Below are 24,924 nucleotides of genomic sequence, written 5' to 3'. Positions count from 1 at the left end.
TCTCTGAACTGCTTGTCTACTGCGGTACGAGGTCGGTGGGCCGCGGCCGGGTGTGCCGGCTCCCGCCCTCCAGCAGGACCTCGGCGATGCGCTCGCTCGCCCGGCCGTCCCAGAGTTCGGGGCAGCGGGGCGCGGGCGGATCGTCGAGCACCCGGTTCACGGTGGCCACGACGCGGTCCGGGTCGGTGCCCGCGAGTACGTTGGTCCCCTGCTCCACCGTGATGGGCCGCTCGGTGTTCTCCCGCAGGGTCACGCAGGGCACGCCCAGCGCGGTGGTCTCCTCCTGGACGCCCCCGGAGTCGGTGAGCACCAGGCGGGCGGAGTCCTGCAGGGCGATGAAGTCGAGGTATCCGGCGGCCGGTACGAGCTTGATCCCGCCGGGTACGCCCAGTTCGGCCAGCCGCTCGGCGGCCCTCGGGTGCACGGGCAGCAGCAGCGGGCAGCGCTCCGCGATCTCGCCCAGGGCCTTGAGCAGGCCGCGCAGGGCCCCGGGGTCGTCCACGTTGGCCGGCCGGTGCAGGGTGACCAGGCCGTATCCGCCCCGGGTCAGGCCGTGGCGGTCGAGTACGTCCGACTGCCGGGCCCGCTCCAGGTTGGCGAGGAGGGTGTCGATCATGACGTTGCCGACGACGTGGATCTGGTCCTCCCGGTAGCCCTCGGCCCGCAGGTTCGCGGCGGCGTCGGGCGAGGGGGCCAGCAGGTAGTCGCTGAGCCGGTCGGTGGCGACCCGGTTGACCTCCTCGGGCATGCCCCAGTCGCGGCTGCGCAGGCCCGCCTCGACATGGGCCAGCAGCGGGCCGGCCTTGGCGGTCACCAAGGCGCAGGCCAGCGTGGAGTTGATGTCGCCGACCACCACGACGGCGTCCGGGGCCAGTTCGTCCACGAGCGGTTCGAACGCGGCCATCACCCGGCCGGTCTGCTCGGCGTGGCTGCCGGATCCGGCGCCGAGGTACCGGTCGGGCTTGCGGATGCCGAGGTCGCGGAAGAAGACGTCGTTCATGGACTCGTCGTAGTGCTGGCCGGTGTGGACCAGGATCACCTCGGCGCCGCGGCGCTCCAGTGCGTCCATCACCGGTTTGATCTTCATGTAGTTGGGTCGCGCTCCGGCGACGCAGATGATCCTCTTCGGGCTGCCCACGGCTCAGAGCACCTCCACGTTGGGTCCCGACAGCCGGTTGCGGCAGTCCAGTACGAACGAGGCGTGCTCGCCGATCAGCTTGTAGTCGAAGGAGTCGTGGTCGGTGATCAGGACGACGACGTCGGCGGCCGCGATCTCCTTGCGGGTGGGTTCGACGCGGACCAGCCGCGCGTCCACCGCGATGCTCTCGACCACGTGGGGGTCGGCGGCCCGCACCTTGGCGCCCATGTCGATGAGGAGCTGGGAGATCCGCACCGCGGGCGATTCGCGGGCGTCGCCGGTGTTCTTCTTGTACGCGAGCCCGAGCAGCAGGACCCGGGAGCCGTTGACGGACCGGCGCTTGGTGTTGAGGGCGTCCATGACGCGTCGCGCCACGTACTCGGGCATGTGGCTGTTGATGTCGTTGGCGAGCTCGACGAAACGGAAGTTCTGGCCGAGTTCCCGCTGTACGCGCCAGGACAGGTACGAAGGGTCGATGGGCAGGCAGTGGCCGCCGACGCCCGGGCCCGGGGTGAACTTCATGAAGCCGAAGGGCTTGCTGGAGGCCGCCTCGATGGCCTGCCACACGTCGATGTCGAGGTGACGGGCGAACATGGCTATCTCGTTGACGAGTGCGATGTTCACGTGCCGGAAGGTGTTCTCCAGCAGTTTGGCCAGCTCGGCCTCCTTGGGCGAGCTCACCGGCACGGTGGTGTCGACGAGTTCCCCGTAGAAGGCCTCGACGGCCTTGAGGGAGGCCGCGTCGACGCCCGAGACCACCTTGGGGGTCTGCTGGAAGCCCCAGACGGTGTTGCCGGGGTCGATGCGTTCGGGGCTGTACCCGAGGTGGAAGTCGGCGCCCGCGGTGAGTCCGGAGCCGTCCTCCAGGATCGGGGCGAAGAGTTCCTCGGTGGTGCCGGGGTAGGTGGTGGACTCCAGGACGACGGTGGCGCCCGGGCGCAGGAAGCGGGCCAGGGTGCGGGCCGACTCCTCGATGTAGCGCAGGTCGGGCGTGCCTTCCCGGAGGGGGGTGGGGACGGTGACGACGGCGACGTCGAAACCGCCGCAGTCCCGGGCGAGTTCGCTGGGCCGGTAGCTGCCGCGCTCCAGCGCGCGGGCGATCCGTTCGGAGGTGACGTCCTCCACGAAGGACTCACCGGCGGCGAGGCTCTTGACCCGCCGGGAGTCCACGTCGTATCCGATCACCTGGTGACCGACCTCGGCGGCCCGGATGGCGAGCGGGAGACCGACGTATCCCTGTCCCACGACGACGACGCGCATCAGTGACTCCTGTTCGCAAGGCCAGCAGGCGGTGTGCGGCGGACGAGTTCCCGGGCCGTCATGGCGAGGAAGGCGGCGTTGGTGGTGAAGTAGCGCTTGGCGAGCCGGCGGGGCTCCTGGAGGGTGCGGTAGAACCATTCGAGCCCCATCCGCTGCCAGACCAGGGGGGCCCGCTTGGTGATCCCGGCGAGGATGTCGAAGGAGCCTCCGACTCCGTGCACGACGTGGACGCCGGTGCGCTTGCCGTAACCGGCGGTGAAGATCTCCTTCTTGGGCGAGGTCATGCCGAGGAACAGCAGACCGGCGCGGCTGTCGGAGACGGCGTCGGCGATCGACTCCTGGTCGGAGTCGTCGAAGTAGCCGTTGCGGCTGCCGGCGACGTACAGCTTCGGGAACCGTTCGGCGATCTGCCCGAGCATCTGCTCCAGTACGTCCTGCCTGGCCCCGAGCAGGTAGACGGGGATGTCCGCCACCTCGGCCGCGGCGAGCAGGCGCATGAACAGGTCGATGCCCGCGACCCGTTCGGGCAGCCGAACGCCCAGGACGCGGCCGGCCCAGACCACCGCCTGGCCGTCGGCGAGGACGAGGTCGCAGCCGGACACGGCCTCTGCGAGGAGGGGATCGCGCCGCATGTTGACGAGCTTCGCGGCGTTGACCATGCCGATCTCGATCTGCTCGCCGCGCCGTACGGCGTCCAGGCAGCGCTGGACGGTCTCGTCCATGGTCAGGGGGTCGACTCCGACCCCGAAGAGGAACTGGCGTCCGCTCATCTGAGCCCCCCGAGCCAGGCGAACAGCATCCAGCCGAACTCGTACGGACGGCACTCGCGGTCCACCGCGAGCGGTCGGAAGAGCCCGTCCAGGGGTGCGAGCCGGGCGCGCGGCGCGACCCGGGTGGTGAGCCCGCGGGCGGCCCGTACGGCCTTCTTCGGGTCGCCCCGGTAGACCTTGCGCCAAGTGACGCCGAGCTCGTCGCGGATCATCGGCTCGCGCGGGGTGCCGGTGGCGCCCGCGATCTCGGGGACCTCCGTCATCCAGCGCAGGCCGCGGCGGATCTCCGCGGCGAAGTCCGTCCCGCCCGCCTCGGCGAGGTCGAACAGGGCGGTCGGGGCCATCGCGTGCTGGTGGACGCTGTAGACGGGGTAGCCCTCGACCACGGTGCCGTGGCGGGCGTCGTAGTGCCACCACCACTGTCCGCCGTCGCCCTGGAGGGCGCAGATGCGGGCGGCGCAGGCGTCGGCGGCCGCGAGGGCCTCGTGGTCCTCGCCGCTCGCGTGCAGCCGGGCCAGGGCCTGGAGCGGGTACGTCTGGTCCGCGAAGCAGGCCACGTGGGAGCGGTAGCCGGGCACCAGACCCGGCGCGGTGGCGTGCGGGAACAGCGGGCTGTCCGCCGCCCTGGCCGCGAGCAGGCGGTCGCGGGCGGCCGGGATCCGGTCCTCCACGTCCACCGAGGCGCGGGCGGCGGCGAGGGCGGAGAGCACCCAGGCCGCCTCGACGGTGTACTGCGGCCGGCCCGGCAGGTCCAGGGCGGCCACCCGGTCGAGGGCGTCGGACAGCTTGGCGTGGCCGGTTTCGGCGGCGGCCCAGGCGATGAGCGCGGCGTCGCCGAGGTTGACGACCCCGGGCAGCCGCTGCACGAGGAGTCCCGTGAACTCCTCGGCGGTACGCCCGCCGAACAGCGCGCGCTGGCGCTCCTCGGGCAGGAACCGGGCCCCGAGCGCGGTGATCGCCGCGTACCGGGTGCTGGTCCCCCGCTGCTCCAGCCCGCGGGTGCCGTCGGGCGACACCTTGCCCACCCGGGTGAACACGAAGGTCTCTTCCCCGGCCAGGTACATGGCGGGCAGACCGGATTCGGCCAGTGCGAGCAGCCGCTCGGCGAGGGCGTGCAGCGCCGGGTCCTCGTGAGCCAGTGCTCCTAATCGTTTGGTGGTCATCGGGTCCCCACCCCGAATCCCCGGGTGCTCCTCGCACCCCGCATGTCCGAGCCGTAGCGCTCCAACACACTTATCCCCTCTACTCGCTCGGCGGAGGGGGATCGTGCATGACGACGTCCCGGCCCGCGGCGTCGTGCGCCGTGGCCCGAACCGTCCGGCGGCTGCGTCTGGAACCCCCCAGCGATGCCGCGGACCGGGGCACGCGGATCGGCAGTGTCCCGTCCGGCGCGGTGGCGCCGCGCCCGGACATGACACTGCCCTGGTGCCTCGTCGTGTACAACCCCCCACTGAGCACGGCCTGTTGCCTGCTCAGATCCCGTTGTGCAGGGACACGGTATGCCCACGGATGTTCGTTGATTGTGGTTTTGAGGAAATGCCGTTGCCTCAAATTGCCGACATGTCGTCAGCCGGCCTCGGCCAGGACGCCGTCCTTCTCCTCGTACAGCGCGCCGGTGCTCGGGCACTCCCAGACGCCCGGCTTCCCCTCGGCCTCCACCAGGCGGACTCCGGCCTTCCCCACCCAGCCGATCCGCCGGGCCGGCACACCGGCCACGAGTGCGAAGTCGGCCACGTCCCGGGAGACCACGGCCCCGGCCGCGACGAGGGCCCAGCGCCCGATCCTCACCCCGGCCACGCAGACGGACCGGGCCCCGAGCGAGGCGCCCTCGGCCACCACGACGCCGGCCGCCTCCCAGTCGCCGTCCCGCTTCAGCTTGCCGTCGGGGTCGACCGCTCGCGGGTAGAAGTCGTTGGTGAGCACGGCCGCCGGGCCGATGAACACGCCGTCGCCGAGTACGGCCGGCTCGTAGACGAGCGCGTAGTTCTGCAGCTTCACGTGGTCGCCGATGCGTACGCCGGGCCCTACGTAAGCCCCCCGCCCCACGATGCAGCCACGCCCGAGCCTGGCCTCCTCCCGTATCTGCGCCAGATCCCAGATGGTCGTCCCCTCGCCGAGCTCGGCCGTCTCGTCGACCTGGGAGGAGGGTTGTATGCGGACGCTCACGGCGCGTTCCCCTTACGTTCGCGAGGCCCCCGGAACCACGGGCCTACGTGCGGAGCATATGCGCCGCCGGTGACCCGCACCCGGAGATCAACCCACTGTTCCGCAAACGGACTTGAGCCCCTCGACGCGGGTCCGTCCGAACCGGTGCGCGGCTCGCCGCGACCCCGACGTAGGGTTCTTGACCAGCGGATTCACCGAACGACCGAGCAAGGCGGGGGCAGTTCATGACATACCGACGCGCGGCGATACCGGCACTGACGGGAGGGCTGTTGCTCACGGCGCTGCTGTGGTGGGCCGGGGCGAGTGCCGAGGCACTGCACTTGGCGGGCAGCAACGGCGTGCTCGGAGTCGAGGTCACCGCGGAGCTGGACCGCTGGCTGGCCCCCTGGTCGTACGCGCCCACGTCGTTCATGTCGCTCGGCGACGCCGGACGGTCCGGCGGGACCGGCGACTACCTCTCGCTCTACACCACGGCGGCGCAGATCCGGTTCGCCGCGGTCTTCGCCTCCTTCGTGCCCGGCGCGCTGCTGCTGATCCGCCGACTGCCGCCCGTGCGGGGCCGGGTGACGGCATCGCTGCTCGCGGTGTGGGCCTGGGGGATGGTGGCCGGGATGCTGGCGATGACGGTCTCGGCGCCCTGGCTGATCGCTTCGATGGGTCACGGCAGTTACCGCCTCCTGCCCCAGCTGTCGGGCGTGATCGCCTCGGGGCGGCAGATGCCGGTGGTGGCCGCGCTGGTGGCGGCGGTGGTGACCGTGCTCGTGGCGCGCGTCACGGCCAAGGGCGCCGGCCCGGTGCCGCAGAACATCGTCCCCGAGCGCGCCACCCGGCTGGCCGCCACCGTCGGCACCGCGGTGATCGCCGTGTCGCTGGCGGTCCTCTCGTACGGGCCGGTCGCGGCGGAGATCCAGATGTTCTCCCCCTACGACGGGATGTTCTCCGAGCCGGGCGAGCTCCTGCGCCAGTGGCTGCTGCTGGGCTTCTGGGACTTCCCGTCGAGCGCGGGGATCGGCAGCTGGCTGGTCCAACGGACGGCCGACGCGCTGCTGCTCGCCCTGGTGTGGGTGGCGCTGCGCCGGCTGCCCGTCTTGCTCACCCGGGCCACCCTCCCGGCGATGGCGCTGGGCGCGGTGGGCGCGACCGTCCTCGGTCTGCTGGCGAGCCGGCTCCTGCGGATCGCGGTGGACGACTCGGGCGCGCCGTACGGGGTGCCGCAGCTGTTCGCGGGCCTCGGCGACGGTCTCCCGGCGGCCCTGCTCTTCGGGCTGGTGGCGGGCGGCGCGGCCACCGTGGCGCTGCGGACGGCGGTGGGCCGCGCGGAGGCCGCCGGCGTCCCGGACGTGGCCGACGTCGCGGGCGTCGCGGCCGACCGGTCGGCCCCGTCCGAGTCCTGAAGGGGCGCCGCGTCAGCCCGCGGCGGCCCGTTCCAGGACCTCCAGCACCGTGTCGCGGAACAGCGTCGTCTTGTAGCCCGTCTGCGGCAGGGGGCGGCAGCGGGTCAGGACCGTGGCGGCGGCCGCGGCGAGGAGTTCGGGGGTGGCCTCGCGGCCGGTCAGGACGGTCTCGACCTCCGTCAGGCGCAGCGGGACGCGGGCCACGCCGCCCGCGGCCACTGCGGCGTGCGTGATCGTGGTGCCGTCGAGCGCGAGCCGGGCGGTGGCTTCGACGAGGGGCCATTCGGCGTGGGCCCGGCTGATGGACCGGTGGTACGCGGCGCGTTCGCCCGGGAGGGGCGCGGGCAGTCTGACCGCGGTGAGGACGCGGTCCGGCGGCAGCAGGTGGTCCGCCTGGAAGAGCAGGTCGCCGTCCCCGTACAAGTGGGCGACATGACGCGGGGATTCGCCGTGGACCTCGACTTCGGCGTCGTAGGCGAGCAGGGCCGTCGCGAGGGTGGACGGGTGCGGGGTGATGCAGGGGCCGTCGCCGCTGACCACGCCGAAGTGGTGGTCGCCCTGCTGCGCGGGGCAGCCGGCGCCGCCCTTCTGGAAGCAGTCGACGTGCGGGTTGCGGTAGTACCAGCAGCGGTTGCGCTGGAGCAGGTTGCCGCCCAGGGTTCCGGCGGCGCGGATCTGCGGGGTCGCCGCGGTCCCGGCCGCGAGGGCCAGGCCCGGCCGGCCGGCGCGCACCTGCGGGTCGGCGGCGAGCTCGGCGAGGGTGGTCAGTGCGCCGATCCGCAGCCCGCCGCCGGGCAGCGGGGTGCATCCGCGCAGGCCGGCGGCGGCGCCGAGGTCGGTGAAGGGGCCCGGGGAGACGCCGCTGCGCTGCCGGGCGGTGGTGTCGGTGCCGCCGGCGCGCAGCTCGCCGCCGCGGGTGCGGACGGCGGCCGACAGGTCGGTGAGGGCGGGCTCGGTGGTCACGTACCCAGTCCTTCCAGGAGCCGGTCGGGGCGGATGGGCAGGTCGTACGGGCGCCATCCGGTGGCGTCGTGGACCGCGTTGGCCAGGCAGGCCGCGGTGGGCAGGGTCGCGATCTCGCCGAGGCCGACGCCGCCGCCGGGGACGTGCTCGAAGCCCTCTTCGTGGAAGTGGACGGTGATCTCGGGGGTGTCGCCGATGCCGGGGAGGCGGTAGTCCTCCAGGTTGTCGGTCAGCACCCGCCCGGTGGCCGGGTCGACGCGCCGCTCCTCGAACAGCGCGTAGCCGATGCCCTGGACCACGGCGCCCTCGCACTGGCTGCGGGCGAGCATGTCCTCGTGGATGCGGCCCGCGGCGATGCCGCTCCACACGCGCAGCGGGCGGATCCGGCCGAGCCGGGTGTCCACCTCGACCTCGGCGACCTGCACCGATCCGGTGAATCCGCGGCCGATCGCGATACCGCCCATGGTCAGGCCGAAGGGGGTCACGAAGCCCCGGTGGTCGCGGGGGCGTTTGCCGGTGACCCGTACGCCGTGCGCCGTGTCCAGTCGGGCGGCGACGTCGCCGCCGCCGAGGGCTTCGCGGAGCCTGGCGGCGGCCTCCGTGGCGGCGGGCGCGAGGGAGGGGGTGGTGCGGCTGCCGCCGGAGGTGGGGCCGTGGACGGTGTCGCTCCCGCCGATCTCGGCGCGCACCCGGCCGAGCGGCAGGCCGAGTTCCTCGGCGACGGCCCGGCGCAGCACGCTGCGCGCGCCGGTGCCGATGTCCTGCACTGCGCAGCGGGCGACGACGGCGCCGTCCTCGACGGTGAGCTCGACCTCGGTGGCGGGGTCGAGGAAATACAGCCAGTTGGCGGCCGCCACGCCGACGCCCCGGCGGAAGCGTCCGCCGCCGCCGCGCGGGCCGGCCCAGAACGGGAGGGCCCGGGCGAGGTCGTAGAGGGCGTGCCGCTTGGGATTGCCGTCCCAGCGGCGGCGCAGGGCGATCGGTTCCTCGCCGAGCCGGTGGGCCATCTCGTCGACGGCCTGCTCCAGGGCCCAGCACAGCGGGGGTCCTCCCGGGCCGCGGAAGGGGGCGCCCGGCGGCCGGTGCGTGACGGTGTCGAAGTCGCGGAGCCGGCGCGGGGCCTTGCCGTACATGAACCGGGCCAGGGCCGCCACGGAGGCTCCCACGGAGATCCCGCCGTCGCTGTCCGCGTCCATGGCCAGCGCGCTCAGGTCGCCGGCCTCGTCGGCGACCATCGCCACCCGGATCCGGGTGCCGGGCCGGTACCCGCCGTCGGTGAGCTCCTCGTCGCGGTCCAGCACGACCCGTACGGGGGCGCCGTGCAGCCGGGCCAGTTCCACCGCCGCGACGACGTCGGTGGTCAGCCCCATCTTGCAGCCGAAGCCGCCGCCGACGTGGACGGCCTTGGCCACCACCCGTTCGACGGGCACGCCCCAGCGTTCGGCGGCCAGGCCGGCCACGTGCTTGAGGGACTGCGTGGAGACCTCCAGGTGGAGGGCGCCGTCGACCCACTCGGCGAGAGCGGCGTGCGGTTCGAGCGGGGTGTGGGTCTGCGCGGCGGTGGTGAACACGCCCTCGACGACGCGTTCCGGGTTCCGGGTGCGGGCCTCGGTGATGCGGCGCACGGCCGTGGCGGGGCGCTTGCTCATGGCGGAGGGGCCGCGCAGGTTGCCGCGCCAGCGGGCGGGCAGCAGTTGGGGGGTCTCGCCGGAGCCGGGCGCCCGGTTGCGGGCCGCCTTGTCCTCGTAGACCAGCGGGCCCTCGCCGGCCCGGGCCAGGCGTGCGTCCAGAGCCGCCGGCAGCACCTCGTAGTCGACGTCGACCCGCGCCGCGGCGGCCCGGGCCGCCGCCCGGTCGGGCGCCGCGACGGCCGCGACCGGCTGGCCGACGTACCGCACCACTCCGTCGGGAGGCAGGAGCGGCACGATCGGGACGTCGCCTGCCTCCAGGGACCGTACGTGGGCGTGCGCGTGCGGGGAGCGGATGATCACCCCCTCCAGCAGGCCCTCGGGGCGCAGGTCCGTGGTGTAGCGGGCCGATCCGTCGATCTTCGCCGGGGCCTCGGTGCGCGGTACGACCCGCTCTTCTCCGTCGGCGTGCTCCTCGTCGTATTCGCCCGCGCAGGCGGTGGCCACCGCGCTGAAGATCCCCTCGTACGCGCCGCAGCGGCACAGGTGGCCGGCCAGCGCGTCGGCGATCTGCTCCCGACCGGGCCGGGCGGTGCCGTGCTCGGCCCGCCACCGGTCGTGGAACGCCGCCGCTTCGACGACGAACCCGGGGGTGCAGTAGCCGCACTGGAGGGCGTCCTCGCCGGCGAAGGCGCGGGTCACCGGGTGGCCGCTCAGGCCCTCCACGGTGGTGATCCGGCGGCCGGCCAGGGCGACCGCGGGGGTCAGGCAGGACACCCGGGGCTCGCCGTCGACCTGGATCGTGCAGGCTCCGCACACGCCGCCCGCGCAGACCAGCTTGGTGCCGGTCAGTCCCAGCCGGTCGCGCACCACCTCGACGGCGGCCGGGTCGTCGTCCACGTCCACATCGCGCCGGGCGCCGTTGACCTCGAACTCCACGAGACGTACTCCTCAGCCGTGGGGTGGCGACCGCCGGGGCCCGCGCTCACCTTCACGTCCTTGATATCCCGCTTCCGGGGGCGGCGCAGTTCGGCGCGCGCCGCCCCCCGGGCACGTCACACGCTCGGGTCGCGGTGGGTCGGGGCGCCGTCCAGGACCGTGAGCAGCACGGGCAGCACGGGCAGGTCGGTGGCGCTGGTGGTGAGCGGGTCGTCCGCCAGGACGGTGAGGTCGGCGCGGTATCCGACCGCGATCCTGCCCGCCTCGTGCTCCTCGCCCGCGGCGTGGGCCGCGCCCACGGTCATGCCCTGGAGGGCTTCCAGGGCGGTGAGGGCCTGTTCCGGTCCGTGCGGCGGCTGGTTCAGGTCCCGGGAGGGGCGGCGGTGGCGGGCGCCCGCCATGACGCCCAGCGGCGGGTACGGGGCGATGGGCCAGTCGGAGCCGAGGACGACGGCGGCGCCGGCGTCCCGCAGGTCCCGGCAGCGCCAGGCGCGGGAGGCGCGCTCCTCGCCGAGGCGCCGGGACCAGTTGTCGGTGTGGTCCGCTCGGGTGAAGTCGCAGCAGTGGGTCGGCTGCATGGAGGCGACGACCCCGAGCTCCGCGAAGCGGCGCAGGGTGTCGTCGGGCACGGTCTCGATGTGCTCGACCCGGTGGCGGACCCCGCGCCCGCCGCCGGCCTGCGCCTTCTCCACCGAGTCGAGGACGTGTCGTACGGCCGCGTCGCCGATCGCGTGCGTTGCGGTGGGCACGCCGGCCCGGTGGAGCTCGCCGATGATCCGCGTGTAGTCCGCGGGGTCGGGCCAGAAGGCGTGCGTGGACTCGCCGTGGCAGTCGGGGCGTTCGAGCCAGGCGGTGCCGTTGTCGATGGTGCCGTCCATGAACAGCTTGACCCCGTCGGTCCGCCACAGCCGCCCGCCCGTGCCCTGCCGTTCGATCAGCGCGCGCACCGCCTCGGCGTCGGCGCCGGGCTGGCACCAGGGGGCGACCCTCAGGCGCAGCGGGAGCTCGCCCGCCTCGTCGAGTTCGGCGTAGAAGGCGAGGCTGTCGCCGTTCGCGTCCATGGCGTGGCCGCCGGTGAGTCCGGCGGCGGCCATGGCGCGCAGGGTGGCGGCGAGGCGGGCGCGGCGCTCCTCGCGGGTGGGCTGGGGTGCGACGCGCTCGACGAGCTCGCAGGCGGCGTCCTCCAGGAGCAGCCCGGTGGGCCTGCCGTCGGCGTCGCAGACGACCTCGGAGGCCTGCTCGAAGGTCCGCGGCCCGTCGACACCGGCCAGTTCCAGCGCGCGGCGGCTCGCCAGCATCGAGTGGGCGTCGAAGAGCAGCAGGAGGGCCGGGACCCCGTCGAGCACGGCGTCGAACGGGGCGGTCTCGACGGGCCGGTCGCCGAACGCGTTGGGGTCCAGGCCCCAGCCGTGCAGCCACTGCCCGGGGGCGAGGCGCCGCACCTCGACGGCGAGGGCGGTGCGGACCTGGTCCACGTCGGTGCAGCCGGACAGGTCGAGGCCGTGGGTCAGTTCGGCGCCGGAGACGGGGTGGAGGTGCCCGTCGACCAGGCCGGGGGTGACCACCGCCCCCTTGAGGTCGATCACCGTCGTCCCGGAGTCCGCGAGCGCGCGGATCGCGCGGTCGTCACCCAGGGCGGCGATCCGCCCGCCGGCCGCGGCGAGGGCCGTCTCCGGGAGGAAGGTGCCGGTCACCGGGTCGAGCAGACGGGCGGAGAGCAGGACGAGACTGGTGCGCACGGGAACTCCTGGGTGGAACGGCGAGAAGGGTCGGGCGGCGGGAGCGGGCGGGGGTCAGGCCGCGGGGGTGGAGCCGGGGTCAGGCCGCGGGGGTGGAGCCGGGGTCAGGCCGCGGGGGTGGAGCCGGGGTCAGGCCGCGGGGGTGGAGCCGGGGTCAGGCCGCGGGGTCAGGCCGCAGGGGCGGGGTCGGGGTCGTCGAGGGTGCCGGTGGCCAGGCCGAGTTCCCGCTCCGCCGTCGTGACGGCCATCCGGGTCACCGCCGCCGGCCGGTCGCGGGTGTCGGTGTTGGCGTGGGCGCCGAGGCCGTCGAGCACGACGAGGATCTGTATGGCCGTCGCGCGCGGGTCCTCCGTACGGAATTCCCCGCGTGCGACGCCCTCCCGGATGACGCCCTCGATGCGGCCGCGCCAGGCCGATTCCTGCTCGGCGACCCGGTCGCGCAGCACCGGCCGGTAGCGGCTGAGATGCCGGGCGTTGATCCAGAGCCGACTGATGTCGTCGTACGTTTCCCCGGTCGCGTGTGCGAAGAACCGTGCCAGGTGGCGCGCCGGAGTGTCGCCGTCCGCGCTCTCCGGGAGGAGGCGGTCGAGCTCCGCGGTCGCGGCATCGCCGAACGCCTCGGCCACCAGATCCTCCACAGAGGGGAAGTAATGGCTGATCAGACCGGGCCGTACGGCGAGCTCGTCGGCGATCCGACGCAGCGTGACGCACTCCAGCCCTTCGGTCAAGGCGATGGCCGCCCCCGCCTCCACGATCTCCGCCCGGCGGGCTTCGGGTGATTTGCGAACTCGTTTGCGCTGGACGCTTGACGACATACCGAGGATGCTATTGAGTGTGCGACCAATAAGCAAGCAGGTGGGTACGCCCAGCACCGGAGGTCCGCATGGCATCGACGTTTCCCGACCCGCACCCGGGCACCCCGGCAGCCCTGACCGTCCCCGCACCGGCCGCCCCGCCCGCCGAGGACCGCCCCGGCCGGATCGAGGTCCACGGCGTCGACCACATCCCCGACGCGGAACGCCACGGCCGGCCCCGCGAGCTGTTCTCCATCTGGGCGGCGGCGAACGTCAACTACCTCAGCCTGGTCGTCGGCGGCGCGCTGGTCCTCATGGGACTCACGCTCTGGCAGGCCCTCGCGGTGATCGTCGTGGGGAACCTGTTCTGGGTGCTCACCGGGCTGCTCGCCACCTCCGGCCCCGCCGCCGGCGCCCCCAGCGAAGTGATCACGCGGGCGATGTACGGGGTGATCGGCAACCGGTTCAACAACGCGGTCCTGGGCTGGCTGGTCTCGGTCTGCTACTTCGCGCTGAACCTCGCGGCGGCCGCCACCGCGGCCTTCGCCCTGGTCGAGATGGCGGGTCTGACGCCCGGCACCGGCGTCAAGACCGCCGTCGTCCTGGTCATCGCCGCACTCACCCTGGCCATCAGCGTCTACGGACACGCGCTGATCGTGCGGCTCTACCTGCCGATCACCCTGCTGCTCACCGCCGCCTTCGCCGTCGTGGCCTTCGCCGTGCTCGGGCACGCGGACTTCGCCTACGCCCCCGCGGAACCGCTGACCGGCACCAAGCTGTGGGCCGCCCTCGCGGCCGGCGTCAGCCTGATCGCCGCGGGCCCGCTCTCCTACACCACCAGCGCCGACTTCTCCCGCTACCTGCCCCGGACCTCGTCGCCGAAGGCCGTACTGGGGTGGACGGCCTTCGGCGCCTTCCTGCCCGGCTTCGTCGTCACCGCGCTCGGCGCGCTCGCCGCGACCGCGGTGGACATGACCGACCCGGAGACCGCCCTGCGCGCACTGCTGCCCGGCTGGTTCTACCCCGCCTTCCTCCTGGCCCTGGTCCTCGGCACCATCGCCGTCAACGCCCTCACCGCCTACAGCGCCGGCCTCGCCCTCCAAGCCGTCGGCATCCGCATCCGCCGCTCCGTGAGCGTGCTCTTCGACGGGACCGTCGCCGTCGCCCTCACCCTGTACGGGCTGCTGTTCTCCAGCCTCCTCGACACCGTCAGCAACGTCCTGCAGCTGACGGTGGTCCTGATCGGCCCCGCCATGGCCGTGTACGCCACGGACATCGCGCTGCGCCGGTGCCGCTACGACGGCCTCGCGCTCGTGGACGAGACCCCGGGCGGCCCCTTCTGGTACACGGCGGGAGTCAACTGGGCGGGGGCCTTCGCACTCGGTGCGGGCGTGGCCGCGTCGGCGCTCTGCGTGAACACCCTCTACACGGGCCCGGTGGCCGCCGCCCTGGGCGGCCTGGACCTGGCGCTCCCCGCCGGCATGGTGGTGTCCGCGGCCCTGTACGCCGTCCTGATGCGCCGCGACGCCACCGTGCTCCGGGCGCGCGCCGCCGCCTGACGGGCGGAGGGGCCACCGGAGCGCTGTCCGGTGGCCCCTCCGGGCCCTGCGGCGCGGGCTCTACGCCGCGAGCCCTGCGCTACGGGCCGGGGTCAGCCCAGCAGGCCCTTCATCCGGTCGATCTCGGCGGTCTGCGAGGTGATGATCGCGTCGGCCATGGTCTTGGCCTCGGGGAAGGTCCCGTCGGCCTTCTCCGTGCGGGCCATCGCCACCGCGCCGTCGTGGTGCTTGATCATCAGCCGCATGAAGGCGGTGTCGAAGGCCTTGCCGGAGGCCTGCTTCAACTGGTCCATCTCCTCGGCCGTCATCATGCCTCCGGCGCCGCCCGCGCCGTGCCCGGAGTGGTCCATGGCGCCCTCGGCGGGCACCTGCTCCCCCCAGGAGGTCAGCCACCCGGAGAGGGTCTTGATCTCCGGGTCCTGCGCCTTCTTGATCTGCTCCGCGAGCTGCTTGACCTCGGCCGACTCGGCGCGGGAGGGCGCGAGGTCCGCCATCTCCACGGCCTGCCGGTGGTGCGGGATCATCCCCTTGGCGAAGGCCGTGTCGGCGGCGTTGTGCCCGCCCTGCCCGGCGGAAGCCGAAGCGGGGGCGGAGGCCGCGGGGGTCGGGGTCTGGGCGCCGTGGCCGCCGTGCCCGGCGGTGTCGTCCTTGCCCGACCCGCAGGCGGCGAGGACGAGCGTGGCGGTGGCCACCGCCACGCCGGCGGCGGTACGGCGGATGGGGGAACGGTTCGTGCTCATGGTGGTGCGACTCCTTGTCCGGAATTGAGGATGCGACGGAGCGCGGCGGCCCGTGGAGGCCCCCGGCGCGGGTCGTCCTAGATCCGCAGGAGTTGCAGTTCCGCCAGGTCGGGCGGCGCCCGTCCGCTCTGCGCCGCCGCCGTCGCGACGCCGTGCGGCGCCTCGGGCGCGGACGCCGAGCCGTCGAGGGCGGCGGCCGGGGCGGGCGGTGCGTACGGCGTGCCGATGCCGGGCGCCGCGCAGGTGGCGTCGGCGTGGTGGGTGTGGTCCGATCCGCCGGCGGTGTGCGAGCAGCTCTCGGCCGCGCTCGCCTCGGGGCCGAGCCGTTCGTGGTGGACCCGCTCCATGACATGGCCGACGGCCGTCGCGTGCGCGCGCACGGAGGCGGGCCCGGGGCCCAGACCGTGCATGGCCAGCACACCGGCCAGCACGGCGAGCACGAGCAGCACGAGGCCGCGCCCTGCCGGGCTACGGCGCGGTGGCTGCACGCGGGAGATCATGGAGGCATCGTACGGAACATCCGGCGCGGATGCCCCACCGGGGTATCCGCCGCCCGCTTGCGCATCGGCGCCGGAAGGAGTTGCGTGGGTCCTGTCTCCCCTGGACGGGGGTGAGCCGAGGTGTTCTTCACCGATCGCGCCGACGCGGGTCGGCGGCTGGCCGCGGCGCTGCGGCACCTGGCGACGGAGGATCCCGTCGTCCTCGGGCTGCCCCGGGGCGGGGTACCGGTGGCCTTCCCGGTGGCGCGGGAGCTCGGCGCCCCGCTCGACGTGATCGTGGTGCGCAAGCTCGGGGTCCCCTCCCACCGAGAACTGGGCTTCGGGGCGATCGGCGAGGGCGGCGTACGCGTCATCAGCGAGGACATCGTCCGCCAGGCCCGGGTCACCGGTGCGGACGTCGCGGCGGTCGAGCGGACCGCGCGGGAGGAGCTCGGACGGCAGGCGCACCGACTGCGCGAGGGCCGGCCGCGGGTCCCGCTCACCGGGCGCACCGCGATCGTGGTCGACGACGGGATCGCGACGGGCGCCACGGCCGCCGCCGCCTGCGAGGTCGTACGCGCGCAGGGCGCCTCCCGGGTGGTGCTGGCCGCGCCGGTGGCTCCGCCGGACGCGGTCGCGTGGCTGCGGACCGAGGCGGACGAGGTGGTGTGCCTGTCGACGCCGCGCGCCTTCCGGGCGGTCGGCGAGTGGTACGAGGACTTCTCCCAGACCCCCGACGAGGAGGTCGTCGCGCTGCTGGCCGAGGCCGCCCGCTCCCCCGCGCGCACCGCCGGGAGCACGGTGGAGGCGGCCGTCGAGTCGGACGCCGAGGTGGCGGTCGAGGTGGAGGTCGACGCGGGCGCTCTGCGGCTGGCCGGCGACCTCACCCTGCCGCGGGGCCCCGACGGCTCCGGAGCGGTCGTGATGTTCGCGCACGGCTCCGGGAGCGGCCGGCGCAGCCCCCGCAACCGCGCCGTGGCGGCCGCGCTGAACCGGGCGGGCCTGGGCACCCTGCTCTTCGACCTGCTCACGCCCGCCGAGGAGTCCGACCGGTCCAACGTGTTCGCCGTCGGGCCGCTGGCCGGTCGGCTGTCCGACGCGACACGCTGGCTGCGGAGCGGGTACGCGCCCGCGTCCGTCGGCTACTTCGGGGCCAGCACGGGGGCCGCGGCGGCGCTGCTGGCCGCGGCGGACCCGGAGGCGGACATCGGCGCCGTGGTCTCGCGGGGCGGCCGCCCGGATCTGGCCGGGCCCCGGCTGGGCGGCGTACGGGCGCCCACCCTGCTCGTCGTGGGCGGCCGCGACACGACGGTGCTGGAGCTGAACCGGCAGGCGCAGGCGGAACTGCGCTGCGAGAACCGGCTCGACGTCGTCCCCGGTGCGACGCACCTCTTCGAGGAGCCGGGAACCCTCGACGAGGTGGCGGAACTGGCCCGGGAGTGGTTCACCCGGCACCTGAACGCATAGCGGACCGCGCCCGGACCGACGGGCGGTCGAACGCCGCAAGATAACAGCCTTTGTGGGGCCCACCCGATTGTTTGTCCAAGGGTGATGGTCCACGCGCGCCGGCACCACGAGTCGCCTAGCGTCCCGTGACACCCACGGAGCGAGGAGGCACTGTGTTGTCACTGCGGTGGCGATCCATCAACAGCCTGTCGGTGACCACGCGGCACACGATCGCGAACGGCATCGTCATCACCGCCCTTGCCGTCACGCTGATCGCGCTGCTGGTGCCCGTCCAGGGCTTCGGCGACCGGGCCCCGGTCGGGGCGACGGCCGCCGTCCCGGCGGCCGATGACGACGGCGCCGGAACCATGAGCACGGCCTACGGACCGTTGACCGCCGCGGACCGGGACTTCGTCCGCAAGGTGCGACTGGCCGGGCTGTGGGAGCTTCCCGCGGGCCGGCAGGCACAGCAGCGCGGGACGCGCCCCGCGGTGCGCACGGCCGGCGAGCACCTCGTCGAGGGCCACACCGAGCTGGACCAGCAGGTCATCCGCGTCGGCCAGGCCCTCGGTGTCGACCTGCCCAATCAGCCCAGCGCACAGCAGCAGGAGTGGCTGAGTCAGCTGACTCAGGCCCAAGGAGACGCGTACGAGCGGCTGTTCGTCCAGCTGTTGCGGCGCGCGCACGGGAAGGTGTTCGCGCTGCTGGCCGGGATCCGGGCGCAGACCCGCAACTCCATGGTCCGCGCCCTGGCCACATCGGCCAACGCCACGGTCCTGGACCACATCACGGTCCTGGAGGACAGCGGGCTGGTCGACTTCGACGCGCTCTCCGACGCGGCCCCGGCGCAGGTTCCCTCCTCCCCGGCGCTCTCCTCCCCCGCTCCCCCGACCCCATCGAGGAAGAAGTGATCGCATGAGTCGAAAGGGCCACGAACGCCACCGCCGCCCGTCGGGCAAACTGGCGGCCTTGATCTCCGCGCTGGTGCTGGGCGCCGGCGGGGTCGCCGTCGTCGCCGGCAACGCCTCCGCGGGACAGGACGGCGGGCAGGCACAGCAGTTCACGTCAACGATCGACTGCCCGGACGTCGGGGAACGGCTCACGAGCGTCCCCGAGCAGGCGAAGGCCGAGGTCGACGAGAGCCTCGCCGAGCTGGACGGGCAGGTGGCCGACGCCTACCGGCGGTTGGCCTCGGGCGAGGCGCAGGCCAAGGGGAAGGGCGAGGCCCAGGGTGAGGCCCTCCTCGGTGAGCTCGGCGCGAAGCGCGGCGCGACCATCGGCCGGATGGCCGATGCGATCGGCCGGTCCGCGGCCCGTCCCGAGGAACTCAAGGCCCTGAGCGGATGCAAGATGGTGAAGGCGGCCGCGGAGGACACGGCGGCAGCGGGGCCCGACTTCGCCCGCAAGGGCGGTCCGGCGCGCAGCGACTTCGTGAACATCACCAAGGTCCGGCCGAACGTACGCACGCCCGCGCCCTCGGCGGGCGCCTCCAAGGGCTCCTTCACCTCGCAGTGCGGCCGCAACGAGAACGAGCACTTCAACCCGGACAACGTGATCGTGGCCCCGGGCGTCTCCAACGGCGCCCACCACATGCACGACTACGTCGGCAACGTGTCGACGGACGCCTTCTCCACCAACAACAGCCTGGCCGCCGCCGGCACCACCTGCGGCAACGGCGACCAGTCCAGCTACTACTGGCCGGTGCTGCGGCTGCGCGACGGGAAGGCCGAGCAGGACGCGAAGGCTCCCGGCGGCGGCCAGGACGGCAACGTCGGCACCATCCTGCGTCCCAAGCAGGTCACCATCACCTTCAAGGGCAGTCCCGTCGGCCGGGTCACGGCCATGCCCCGGTTCCTGCGCGTCATCACGGGTGACGCGAAGGCCTTCACCAACGGCACGGCCAACGCCAACGCCTCGTGGAGCTGCACCGGTTTCGAGGACCGCCAACTGAAGGACAAGTACCCGGTCTGCCCCAAGGGAAGCGACGTGGTCCGCACCTTCTCCTTCCAGAGCTGTTGGGACGGCCGGAACATCGACAGCGCCAACCACCGTACGCACATGGCCTTCGCGGACCGCGCGGGCCGCTGCCCGAAGGGCTTCACCGCCGTGCCGCAGTTGGTGCAGCGGATCACCTACGGCATCGCGCCGGGCGCCCGGTTCGCCGTGGACAGCTTCCCCGAGCAATTGCACAAGCCGGTGACCGACCACGGTGACTTCATCAACGTGATGTCGCCCGGGCTGATGACCAGGGCCGTGGACTGCATCAACTCCGGCCGCGGCTGCCGCTGAACCCCCGCGCCGGGCGCCCCCCTCCCCTACCGCCGCGCCCGGTCCGGGAAAAGGTGCCGGCCCGAAGCCTCAGGCTTCGGGCCGGCACCGCGTTCCCTTCCCTTTCTCCCGCGGCCTTCGACCTACAAGGCCGCTGACTTGCGAGGCTGTTGTCTACAGGCCGTTGACGCGGGCCATCCGGCCGACGACGACGGGGGTGAAGTCGGCCGTGACCACGCGCGCCGCCCTGCGGCTCACCCGCGAGTGCTGGCGGCGCACCTGGGCCATCAGCCGGCGACTGCGCAGGGCCATCTCCAGTTCGAACCGGGTCCGGGGGTCCCGCAATCCGGTACCGAAGAGCTTCTCCAGCTGGCGCATGCGGTAGCGGACGGTCTGGGGGTGCACGCTGAGTGCCTTGGCGGCCTCGGGAGCCCCGCCGCCTTCCAGCCACGCGAGCAGGGTCACCTCCAACCGCTCGCTCTGGCGGGGGGTCAGATCCGCCAGCGGGCGCAGCCAGCGCGCGGCGAGCGCGTGGGCCAGGGGCTCGTCCTGGAGCAACAGCAGGGTGGAGAGGTGGTCGTCGACGAAGACGGTACGGGCTTCCAGGCCGCCCCGGGCGGGGGTCAGGGCGAGCAGGCGCAGCGCCCAGCGCAGTGAGGAGGCGGCGTCACGGAGGGGGACGGAGTGGCCGACGGCGGCGCAGCGGCCGCGCAGCGCGAGTTCCAGGGGGGTGCGGGCGTCCGGGTCGGCGGTCGGGACCAGGAGGCACGGGCGGCCCGCGAACACGCCGGCGAGGGCGTCGTCGTGCAGGGCCGCCAGTTGCTGCGTGTCGGCGGGGGTGGCGAGCGCGATGGCCCGTACGGCCGGGGGGAGGGGCCAGTCCGCGGCCTGGGCCAGCTCGGAGAGGGAACCCTCCGATGCGGCGCGGCCGTCGGTGAGGGCGTTGAAGAGGTCGTGCCGTGCCTGGTCGGCCACGCGACCGTGCTCCGGTTCGGGCTCGGACCCGCGCTCGATGGCGGGCACGCGAACCGGTACGGGTGCGGGTACGGCTACCGCTGCGCGCGCCGGGACGGGAACGGCCTCGGGTATGGACGCGGGCTCGGACGCGCGCCCGTGCCGGGGTTCCGCGTCGGCGCCGGGGGCGGCGTCGGTGCCGGGGTCCGCGTCGGTGCAGGGGTCCGCGTCGGTGCAGGGGTCCGCGTCGGTGCAGGGGTCCGCGTCGACTTCGGCTTCCCCGTGGATGTCGGCTTCCCCGTCGCCCTCGGCCTCGGCCGGGTCGCGGTAGCCGAGGGCGGTAAGCAGTGCCTCTTCCACCTTCTCTCTGAGCAGTTCGTCGTCAATGGCATCGTTGTCATCGACAAGGGCGGATAGTTCCGGATTGCCATGCAGGAGTTCCTCCACTATCTCGGCCGCCAGGGCGGGGAGTTCCCGGCGCAGGACACGGGTCCACTCGCCGCGCGGGCGGGACCAGATGCGGTTCAGAAGTTCGCACATCGTTACCTCGATCGTGCCGGTGAGGCCTTGACGAAGGGGAGTCTTCCGGTCTTGTTCGATGCGCCGGAGAGCCGGTGCGAGAAATTATCACGGTTGGATAAATCCTGTGGAGGTGCTGCGCAGGTCCACGATGCTTCTGCACTCCGACCCCAAGACCCGTCTGTCGGCTCGGAGTTCACAGGAGAACCGGATGCCCTTGCCCCAGCCGCACCTCCCCCGCTCGCACCGCGCGCGCCGCCGACATCCCGGCGCGCTCAGCGTCGGGGTCGCCGCCCTCGTATCGGCCGTCGTGGCGGCCCGCGCGGGCGTCCTGACACACCTCTGGGAGTTCCTCGACTTCGGGGCGGGCGTCCTTTCGCTCGTCTCGCTCACCGCCACCGTCCTGTGGGGGCTGACCGCCACCGACCGGCTGCTGCTGGGGCCGGGGGCCCGACTGCTCGCCCAAGGGGTGCACCGCGGCCTGGCCGTGGCGGGACTCGGCTTCCTCGCCCTGCACATCTGGGTCAAGGTGGCGGAGGGCCGTACGAGCCCCGCCGCGGCGGCGGTCCCCTTCGCGGACGGGGACCGGCCGCTGGTGATCGGGCTCGGCACGCTCGCCGGGTACCTCTTCGTGGCCGTCGCCGTGTCCGGCGGGGTGCGCAGCGCCTTCGCCACCAGGAGCCGCTCGCTGTGGTGGCGGGCGCTGCACGTCGGCGCCTACCCCGCCTGGGGCGCCTGCCTGGTGCACGGACTGAAGGCCGGCCGGCCCGCGGCCGGTTGGGTGACGGCGGCCTACGCCCTGTGCGTGGCCGCCGTGGCCGGCGTGCTCGTGCTGCGCCTGCGGTCCACGCTGCGCGGGGTCACTCCGCCGCCGGTCGTCACACCCGTCGGCTCCCGGGACGCCTTCGGGGGCAGGACGACGCGCCGGACGTCACTGCGCCGCGCCTCGCCGCGCCGGGCGTCCGTGCGCAGGACGGTCGTGGGCTCGCCCCGGGTGGAGCAGCTCGCGGGTCGGGAGCGGTGGCGGTGAACGGCGGGCCGCGCCCGGGCCTCGGCTGTGTGGGCGCCCCCCGGCTGCTGGCCGGGCTCGACCGGGCCGCCCGGCTCGACCGGGAGGCCCATCTGGCCGTGCACGGCCCGCTCCCCCGCTGCCACCCTGACGAACTCGTCACCCTCGCCGACGACATCGACCTCCGGGGCCGGGGCGGTGCGGGCTTCCCCTTCGCCCGCAAGATGCGGGCGGTCATCCGGTCGGCCCGGGGGCGCAGCGACGGGCTCACCGCCGTCGTGGTCAACGGCAGTGAGGGCGAGCCCAGTTGCCTCAAGGACACCGCGCTGCTGCTGCACGCCCCGCACCTGGTGCTCGACGGCGCCCTGCTGGCGGCCGCGGCCCTGGGCGCCGAGGAGGTGGCCGTGGCCGTGACCCGCACGGACGTGGAGCAGTCGGTACGGGAGGCCGTGTCCGAACGCGGGCCGGCGGGCCGCCGGGTGCGGGTGGCGCGGCTGCCCGAGCGGTTCGTGACGGGCGAGGGCACGGCCCTGGTCGACGGTCTGAACGGCGGCGCGACGCTGCCGTCCGGGCAGAAGGTGCGCACCAGCGAGCGGGGCCTGGGCGGCATGCCCACCCTGCTGTCGAACACGGAGACCTTCGCCCAGCTCGCCGTCGCCGCCCGGCTCGGCGCGCCGGAGTACCGTACGGCCGGCCTGCCCGCCGAGCCGGGCACCGTGCTGCTGACCGTCGCCGGTTCCACGGTCGTCGAGACCCCGTCCGGGACCTCGCTCCCGTACGTCCTCCAGCTGTGCGGCACCGAGCCCGGTCAGGGCGTGCTCGTCGGCGGCTACCACGGGAAGTGGCTGGACCCGGTGTCCGCGCGCTCCGCGCAGGTGTCCCGGCAGTCCCTCGACGCGCTCGGCGCGAGGCTGGGGGCGGGCGCGGTGCTGCCGCTGCCGGAGGACACCTGTCCGGCCGGGGAGGTGGCACGGGTCGCCCGGTGGATGGCCGGGGAGTCCGCGGGCCAGTGCGGCCCCTGCGTACGGGGTCTGCCCGCGCTGGCCGACGTACTGGACGACGCGGTGCGGGGCGGGGGCCGGGCGGCGCTCGACGCGGTGGAGGCGCGGATGCGCTCGGTCCTGGGGCGGGGTGCGTGCAGCCATCCCGACGGGACCTCGCGGTTCGTCGCGTCGGCGCTGGCCTCGTTCCCGGACGAGTTCCGCGACCACGCGCTCGGCAGCGGCTGCGGGCGCCGGGTGCTGGGTGCGCTGCCGCTGCCCCGGGACGAGAGTCCGGAGCGACTGGTCGTGGACTGGACCCTGTGCCGGGGGCACGGGCTGTGCGTGGACGTGCTCCCCGATGTCGTACGGCTCGACGCGGACGGCTATCCGGCGGAGGCGTCCATGGCGGTGCCGGGGCACCTGCGGCCGAAGGCCCTGCGGGCTGTACGGCGCTGCCCGGCCCTCGCGCTGCGCATCCAGGGCTGAGCGGGTTCTTGGCGTGATCGGACAAATTCCGGGCCGAATTCACCGCCGCCACCCCTTTCCCCGTATCAATGACGAAAGCACGGAAGCACGGACGCAAGAAGGCACGGAAACGAATCCGAAGGAGCAATCAGTCGTGAAACGAATCCGACAGGGAATAGGCGCCGGGTCGGCCGTCGCGGTTCTGCTGCTGACGGCCGGGTGCGGCTCCGGGAGCGAATACGCCGGCAAATCGGGCGGGGTCAAGCCGGTGGCCGACAGCCAGAAGATCGGGTCCGCCTACGGCGGGGAAGCAGACGCCTACGGCAGCGGCAGCGGCAGCGGCAGCGGCAGCGGGAACAACCCCGCCGCCGATCCCGGCACCGTCACGACCCGCGCCGCGGGGCAGCTGAAACTGCGTGACATCCCCGCCGTGGGCGCCGCGGTCACCGACGGGCAGGGCCTGACGCTCTACCGGTTCGACAAGGACACCGCGAAACCTCCCCAGTCCAACTGCGACGGGGAGTGCGCCAAGGCCTGGCCACCGGTTCCGGCGGACGAGGCCACGGCCGGGGAGGGGATCGAGGCGGGCCTGCTCGGTTCGGTGCTGCGGGCCGACGGCACCCGGCAGCTGACCCTCGCCGGATGGCCCGTGTACCGCTACTCCAAGGACACCGCGCCGGGTGAGGCGCTCGGCGAGGGCGTCGCCGGGACGTGGCACGCGGTGGGGGCCGACGGGAAGCCAGCGGGCGCCCCCGCGGCCGCGACGAAGAAGGGCGGCGCAGAGCTTTCGGTCGCGCAGAACGCCACGCTCGGCGGAATTCTCGCGGATACCGAGGGCCACACCCTGTACCGCTTCGACAAGGACAGTGCCTGGCCGATGAAATTCGGCTGCCTGGATTCCTGCCTGGACACGTGGAAGCCCGCCAAACCGGTCGACAAGGCGAAGGTTTCGGGAATCGCCTCCGAATTGGTCGGCTCCGTGAAACGCCCGGACGGCACGGAACAATTGACGATCGACTGCTGGCCCGTCTACTCCTTCACCGGTGACAAGCAGCCGGGCGACACCAACGGTCAGGGGAAGCAGGGCCTCTGGTTCGCCGTGACCGACAAGGGGAAGAAGGCGAAGCCATCCGCGTGACACCGGCCGCCGTGTCCGCCGGCGCCGCAGCGGCGCTGGGCGTCGCGCTGCTGTGCGGCGGTTGCGGCGCCGGCCCCCCGAAAGCTCCCGGGACGGCCCCGGAGCAGGTCTCCGCGAAGGCCCCCGCGACGCCCTCCGTCTCGATCGAGGAGATCGCCGCGGCCATCGGTTGCACCGCCGAAGTGAGCGTGGAGGCGGAGGAGTTGCGGGAGGGCGGTTGTGAGAGCGCGCAGGGCGCGTACCGCATGGCCACCTTCGCCGCCGACGAGGGGCAGCGCTCCTGGCTGGCCGAGGCCCGGATCTACGGCGGCAGCTACCTGGTGGGGAACCGCTGGGTGGTCACCGCCCCGCAGACCGACGCGCTGACCACTCTGCGCGAACGCCTCGGCGGCTCCCTGGACACCGGCAGCACCCATGTCCACCACTCCTAGCGGGCCCGGGTCGTGGGGATCGCGGGGGGGGGGGGGGGGCCCCCCCCCGCGGCGCCCCCGGGGGGGGGCCCGGGGGCCCCCCCAAACCCGGTGCCGCGGCGGGCCGGGGGGCCCGAGGCCGGGCCCGGCCCCCCCCGCCCCC

The 24,924-nt window shown here is 73.9% G+C and carries 21 protein-coding genes; 9 read left to right on the top strand and 12 right to left on the bottom strand.

All coding sequences use genetic code 11. From position 1 onward, the window contains the following. Positions 1–16: 16 nt before the first annotated feature. From wecB to ACFYYJ_RS03460, 5 genes are all read right to left on the bottom strand, one after another. Positions 17–1,138 carry a non-hydrolyzing UDP-N-acetylglucosamine 2-epimerase gene (gene wecB / locus ACFYYJ_RS03480; RefSeq protein ID WP_385121991.1) on the bottom strand — a complete coding sequence of 374 codons (1,122 nt, stop codon included), beginning with the start codon at positions 1,136–1,138 and terminating at the stop codon, positions 17–19. Between the two features lie 3 nt (positions 1,139–1,141). Beyond that, positions 1,142–2,398: a nucleotide sugar dehydrogenase gene (locus tag ACFYYJ_RS03475; RefSeq protein WP_385360401.1), complete on the bottom strand. Its 1,257-nt coding sequence runs from the start codon at positions 2,396–2,398 to the stop codon at positions 1,142–1,144. Further along, on the bottom strand, positions 2,398–3,168 hold the full coding sequence (locus ACFYYJ_RS03470; protein WP_385121986.1) for a WecB/TagA/CpsF family glycosyltransferase: 771 nt from the start codon (positions 3,166–3,168) through the stop codon (positions 2,398–2,400). Before ACFYYJ_RS03470 ends, ACFYYJ_RS03475 begins: the two co-directional genes overlap by 1 nt. Further along, positions 3,165–4,331, bottom strand: a complete 1,167-nt coding sequence (locus tag ACFYYJ_RS03465) for a hypothetical protein (RefSeq protein WP_385121984.1) — start codon at positions 4,329–4,331, stop codon at positions 3,165–3,167. Before ACFYYJ_RS03465 ends, ACFYYJ_RS03470 begins: the two co-directional genes overlap by 4 nt. A gap of 403 nt (positions 4,332–4,734) precedes the next feature. Next, on the bottom strand, positions 4,735–5,334 hold the full coding sequence (locus tag ACFYYJ_RS03460; protein WP_385121981.1) for an acyltransferase: 600 nt from the start codon (positions 5,332–5,334) through the stop codon (positions 4,735–4,737). Positions 5,335–5,558: 224 nt separating this feature from the next. Here ACFYYJ_RS03460 and ACFYYJ_RS03455 point away from each other — a divergent pair, with 224 nt between their 5' ends. Then, the gene (locus tag ACFYYJ_RS03455; protein ID WP_389128101.1) at positions 5,559–6,728 is read left to right on the top strand and encodes a hypothetical protein; all 1,170 of its coding nucleotides are present in this window, start codon (positions 5,559–5,561) and stop codon (positions 6,726–6,728) included. A 12-nt stretch (positions 6,729–6,740) separates the two neighbouring features. Here the strand turns inward: ACFYYJ_RS03455 and ACFYYJ_RS03450 are convergent, their stop codons facing one another. From ACFYYJ_RS03450 to ACFYYJ_RS03435, 4 genes are all read right to left on the bottom strand, one after another. Beyond that, positions 6,741–7,691: an FAD binding domain-containing protein gene (locus tag ACFYYJ_RS03450; RefSeq protein WP_389128099.1), complete on the bottom strand. Its 951-nt coding sequence runs from the start codon at positions 7,689–7,691 to the stop codon at positions 6,741–6,743. Beyond that, entirely contained in the window at positions 7,688–10,258 is a 2,571-nt protein-coding gene (locus ACFYYJ_RS03445; protein WP_389128097.1) for a molybdopterin-dependent oxidoreductase, read from the bottom strand. The genes ACFYYJ_RS03450 and ACFYYJ_RS03445 overlap by 4 nt, the downstream gene beginning before the upstream one ends. Before the next feature lie 116 nt (positions 10,259–10,374). Beyond that, entirely contained in the window at positions 10,375–11,997 is a 1,623-nt protein-coding gene (locus tag ACFYYJ_RS03440) for an amidohydrolase (protein WP_389128095.1), read from the bottom strand. A 167-nt stretch (positions 11,998–12,164) separates the two neighbouring features. After that, a complete protein-coding gene (locus ACFYYJ_RS03435; RefSeq protein ID WP_385360417.1) occupies positions 12,165–12,812 on the bottom strand; it encodes a TetR/AcrR family transcriptional regulator in 648 nt (215 codons plus the stop codon). 68 nt (positions 12,813–12,880) lie between these two features. On the opposite strand from ACFYYJ_RS03435, the gene ACFYYJ_RS03430 reads away from it, so the two are divergent. Continuing rightward, entirely contained in the window at positions 12,881–14,350 is a 1,470-nt protein-coding gene (locus ACFYYJ_RS03430; RefSeq protein WP_389128092.1) for a purine-cytosine permease family protein, read from the top strand. 92 nt (positions 14,351–14,442) lie between these two features. Here ACFYYJ_RS03430 and ACFYYJ_RS03425 read toward each other — a convergent pair whose 3' ends face one another. Continuing rightward, positions 14,443–15,090, bottom strand: coding sequence for a DUF305 domain-containing protein (locus ACFYYJ_RS03425; RefSeq protein ID WP_389128090.1), 648 nt, complete (start codon positions 15,088–15,090; stop codon positions 14,443–14,445). Positions 15,091–15,167: 77 nt separating this feature from the next. Then, the gene (locus ACFYYJ_RS03420; protein WP_389128088.1) at positions 15,168–15,590 is read right to left on the bottom strand and encodes a DUF6153 family protein; all 423 of its coding nucleotides are present in this window, start codon (positions 15,588–15,590) and stop codon (positions 15,168–15,170) included. Between the two features lie 120 nt (positions 15,591–15,710). On the opposite strand from ACFYYJ_RS03420, the gene ACFYYJ_RS03415 reads away from it, so the two are divergent. From ACFYYJ_RS03415 to ACFYYJ_RS03405, 3 genes are all read left to right on the top strand, one after another. Continuing rightward, positions 15,711–17,036 (top strand): phosphoribosyltransferase, encoded by a 1,326-nt coding sequence (locus ACFYYJ_RS03415; RefSeq protein WP_389128086.1) that lies wholly within the window; start codon positions 15,711–15,713, stop codon positions 17,034–17,036. Positions 17,037–17,188: 152 nt separating this feature from the next. Next, on the top strand, positions 17,189–17,926 hold the full coding sequence (locus ACFYYJ_RS03410) for a DUF4142 domain-containing protein (protein ID WP_385360427.1): 738 nt from the start codon (positions 17,189–17,191) through the stop codon (positions 17,924–17,926). Between the two features lie 4 nt (positions 17,927–17,930). Continuing rightward, positions 17,931–19,304: a DUF1996 domain-containing protein gene (locus ACFYYJ_RS03405; protein ID WP_389128084.1), complete on the top strand. Its 1,374-nt coding sequence runs from the start codon at positions 17,931–17,933 to the stop codon at positions 19,302–19,304. A 153-nt stretch (positions 19,305–19,457) separates the two neighbouring features. Here ACFYYJ_RS03405 and ACFYYJ_RS03400 read toward each other — a convergent pair whose 3' ends face one another. Next, complete coding sequence (locus ACFYYJ_RS03400) at positions 19,458–20,777, bottom strand: PucR family transcriptional regulator (protein ID WP_389128082.1); 1,320 nt, start codon at positions 20,775–20,777, stop codon at positions 19,458–19,460. Between the two features lie 190 nt (positions 20,778–20,967). Between ACFYYJ_RS03400 and ACFYYJ_RS03395 the strand changes: the two genes are divergently transcribed. The 4 genes from ACFYYJ_RS03395 (at position 20,968) to ACFYYJ_RS03380 (ending at position 24,782) form a co-directional block, all read left to right on the top strand. Next, positions 20,968–21,786: a hypothetical protein gene (locus ACFYYJ_RS03395; RefSeq protein ID WP_389128080.1), complete on the top strand. Its 819-nt coding sequence runs from the start codon at positions 20,968–20,970 to the stop codon at positions 21,784–21,786. Then, the gene (locus ACFYYJ_RS03390; protein WP_385121945.1) at positions 21,783–23,234 is read left to right on the top strand and encodes an NADH-ubiquinone oxidoreductase-F iron-sulfur binding region domain-containing protein; all 1,452 of its coding nucleotides are present in this window, start codon (positions 21,783–21,785) and stop codon (positions 23,232–23,234) included. The genes ACFYYJ_RS03395 and ACFYYJ_RS03390 overlap by 4 nt, the downstream gene beginning before the upstream one ends. Positions 23,235–23,367: 133 nt before the next feature. Then, positions 23,368–24,351 (top strand): SCO0930 family lipoprotein, encoded by a 984-nt coding sequence (locus ACFYYJ_RS03385; RefSeq protein ID WP_389128078.1) that lies wholly within the window; start codon positions 23,368–23,370, stop codon positions 24,349–24,351. Continuing rightward, positions 24,348–24,782, top strand: a complete 435-nt coding sequence (locus tag ACFYYJ_RS03380) for a hypothetical protein (RefSeq protein WP_385121940.1) — start codon at positions 24,348–24,350, stop codon at positions 24,780–24,782. The genes ACFYYJ_RS03385 and ACFYYJ_RS03380 overlap by 4 nt, the downstream gene beginning before the upstream one ends. The last annotated feature ends 142 nt before the right edge of the window (positions 24,783–24,924 follow it).

The sequence above is a fragment of the Streptomyces sp. NPDC002467 genome (assembly GCF_042889825.1).
Classification (GTDB): domain Bacteria; phylum Actinomycetota; class Actinomycetes; order Streptomycetales; family Streptomycetaceae; genus Streptomyces.
This window is presented reverse-complemented; position numbering and strand designations above follow the sequence as displayed.

Excerpts from the sequence above, each read along its gene's own strand:
- ACFYYJ_RS03475 (WP_385360401.1), bottom strand. The coding sequence starts at position 2,398 with ATGCGCGTCGTCGTCGTGGGACAGGGATACGTCGGTCTCCCGCTCGCC.
- ACFYYJ_RS03470 (WP_385121986.1), bottom strand. The coding sequence starts at position 3,168 with ATGAGCGGACGCCAGTTCCTCTTCGGGGTCGGAGTCGACCCCCTGACC.
- ACFYYJ_RS03465 (WP_385121984.1), bottom strand. The coding sequence starts at position 4,331 with ATGACCACCAAACGATTAGGAGCACTGGCTCACGAGGACCCGGCGCTG.
- ACFYYJ_RS03455 (WP_389128101.1), top strand. The coding sequence starts at position 5,559 with ATGACATACCGACGCGCGGCGATACCGGCACTGACGGGAGGGCTGTTG.
- ACFYYJ_RS03435 (WP_385360417.1), bottom strand. The coding sequence starts at position 12,812 with ATGTCGTCAAGCGTCCAGCGCAAACGAGTTCGCAAATCACCCGAAGCC.
- ACFYYJ_RS03430 (WP_389128092.1), top strand. The coding sequence starts at position 12,881 with ATGGCATCGACGTTTCCCGACCCGCACCCGGGCACCCCGGCAGCCCTG.
- ACFYYJ_RS03425 (WP_389128090.1), bottom strand. The coding sequence starts at position 15,090 with ATGAGCACGAACCGTTCCCCCATCCGCCGTACCGCCGCCGGCGTGGCG.
- ACFYYJ_RS03420 (WP_389128088.1), bottom strand. The coding sequence starts at position 15,590 with ATGATCTCCCGCGTGCAGCCACCGCGCCGTAGCCCGGCAGGGCGCGGC.
- ACFYYJ_RS03405 (WP_389128084.1), top strand. The coding sequence starts at position 17,931 with ATGAGTCGAAAGGGCCACGAACGCCACCGCCGCCCGTCGGGCAAACTG.
- ACFYYJ_RS03400 (WP_389128082.1), bottom strand. The coding sequence starts at position 20,777 with ATGTGCGAACTTCTGAACCGCATCTGGTCCCGCCCGCGCGGCGAGTGG.
- ACFYYJ_RS03395 (WP_389128080.1), top strand. The coding sequence starts at position 20,968 with ATGCCCTTGCCCCAGCCGCACCTCCCCCGCTCGCACCGCGCGCGCCGC.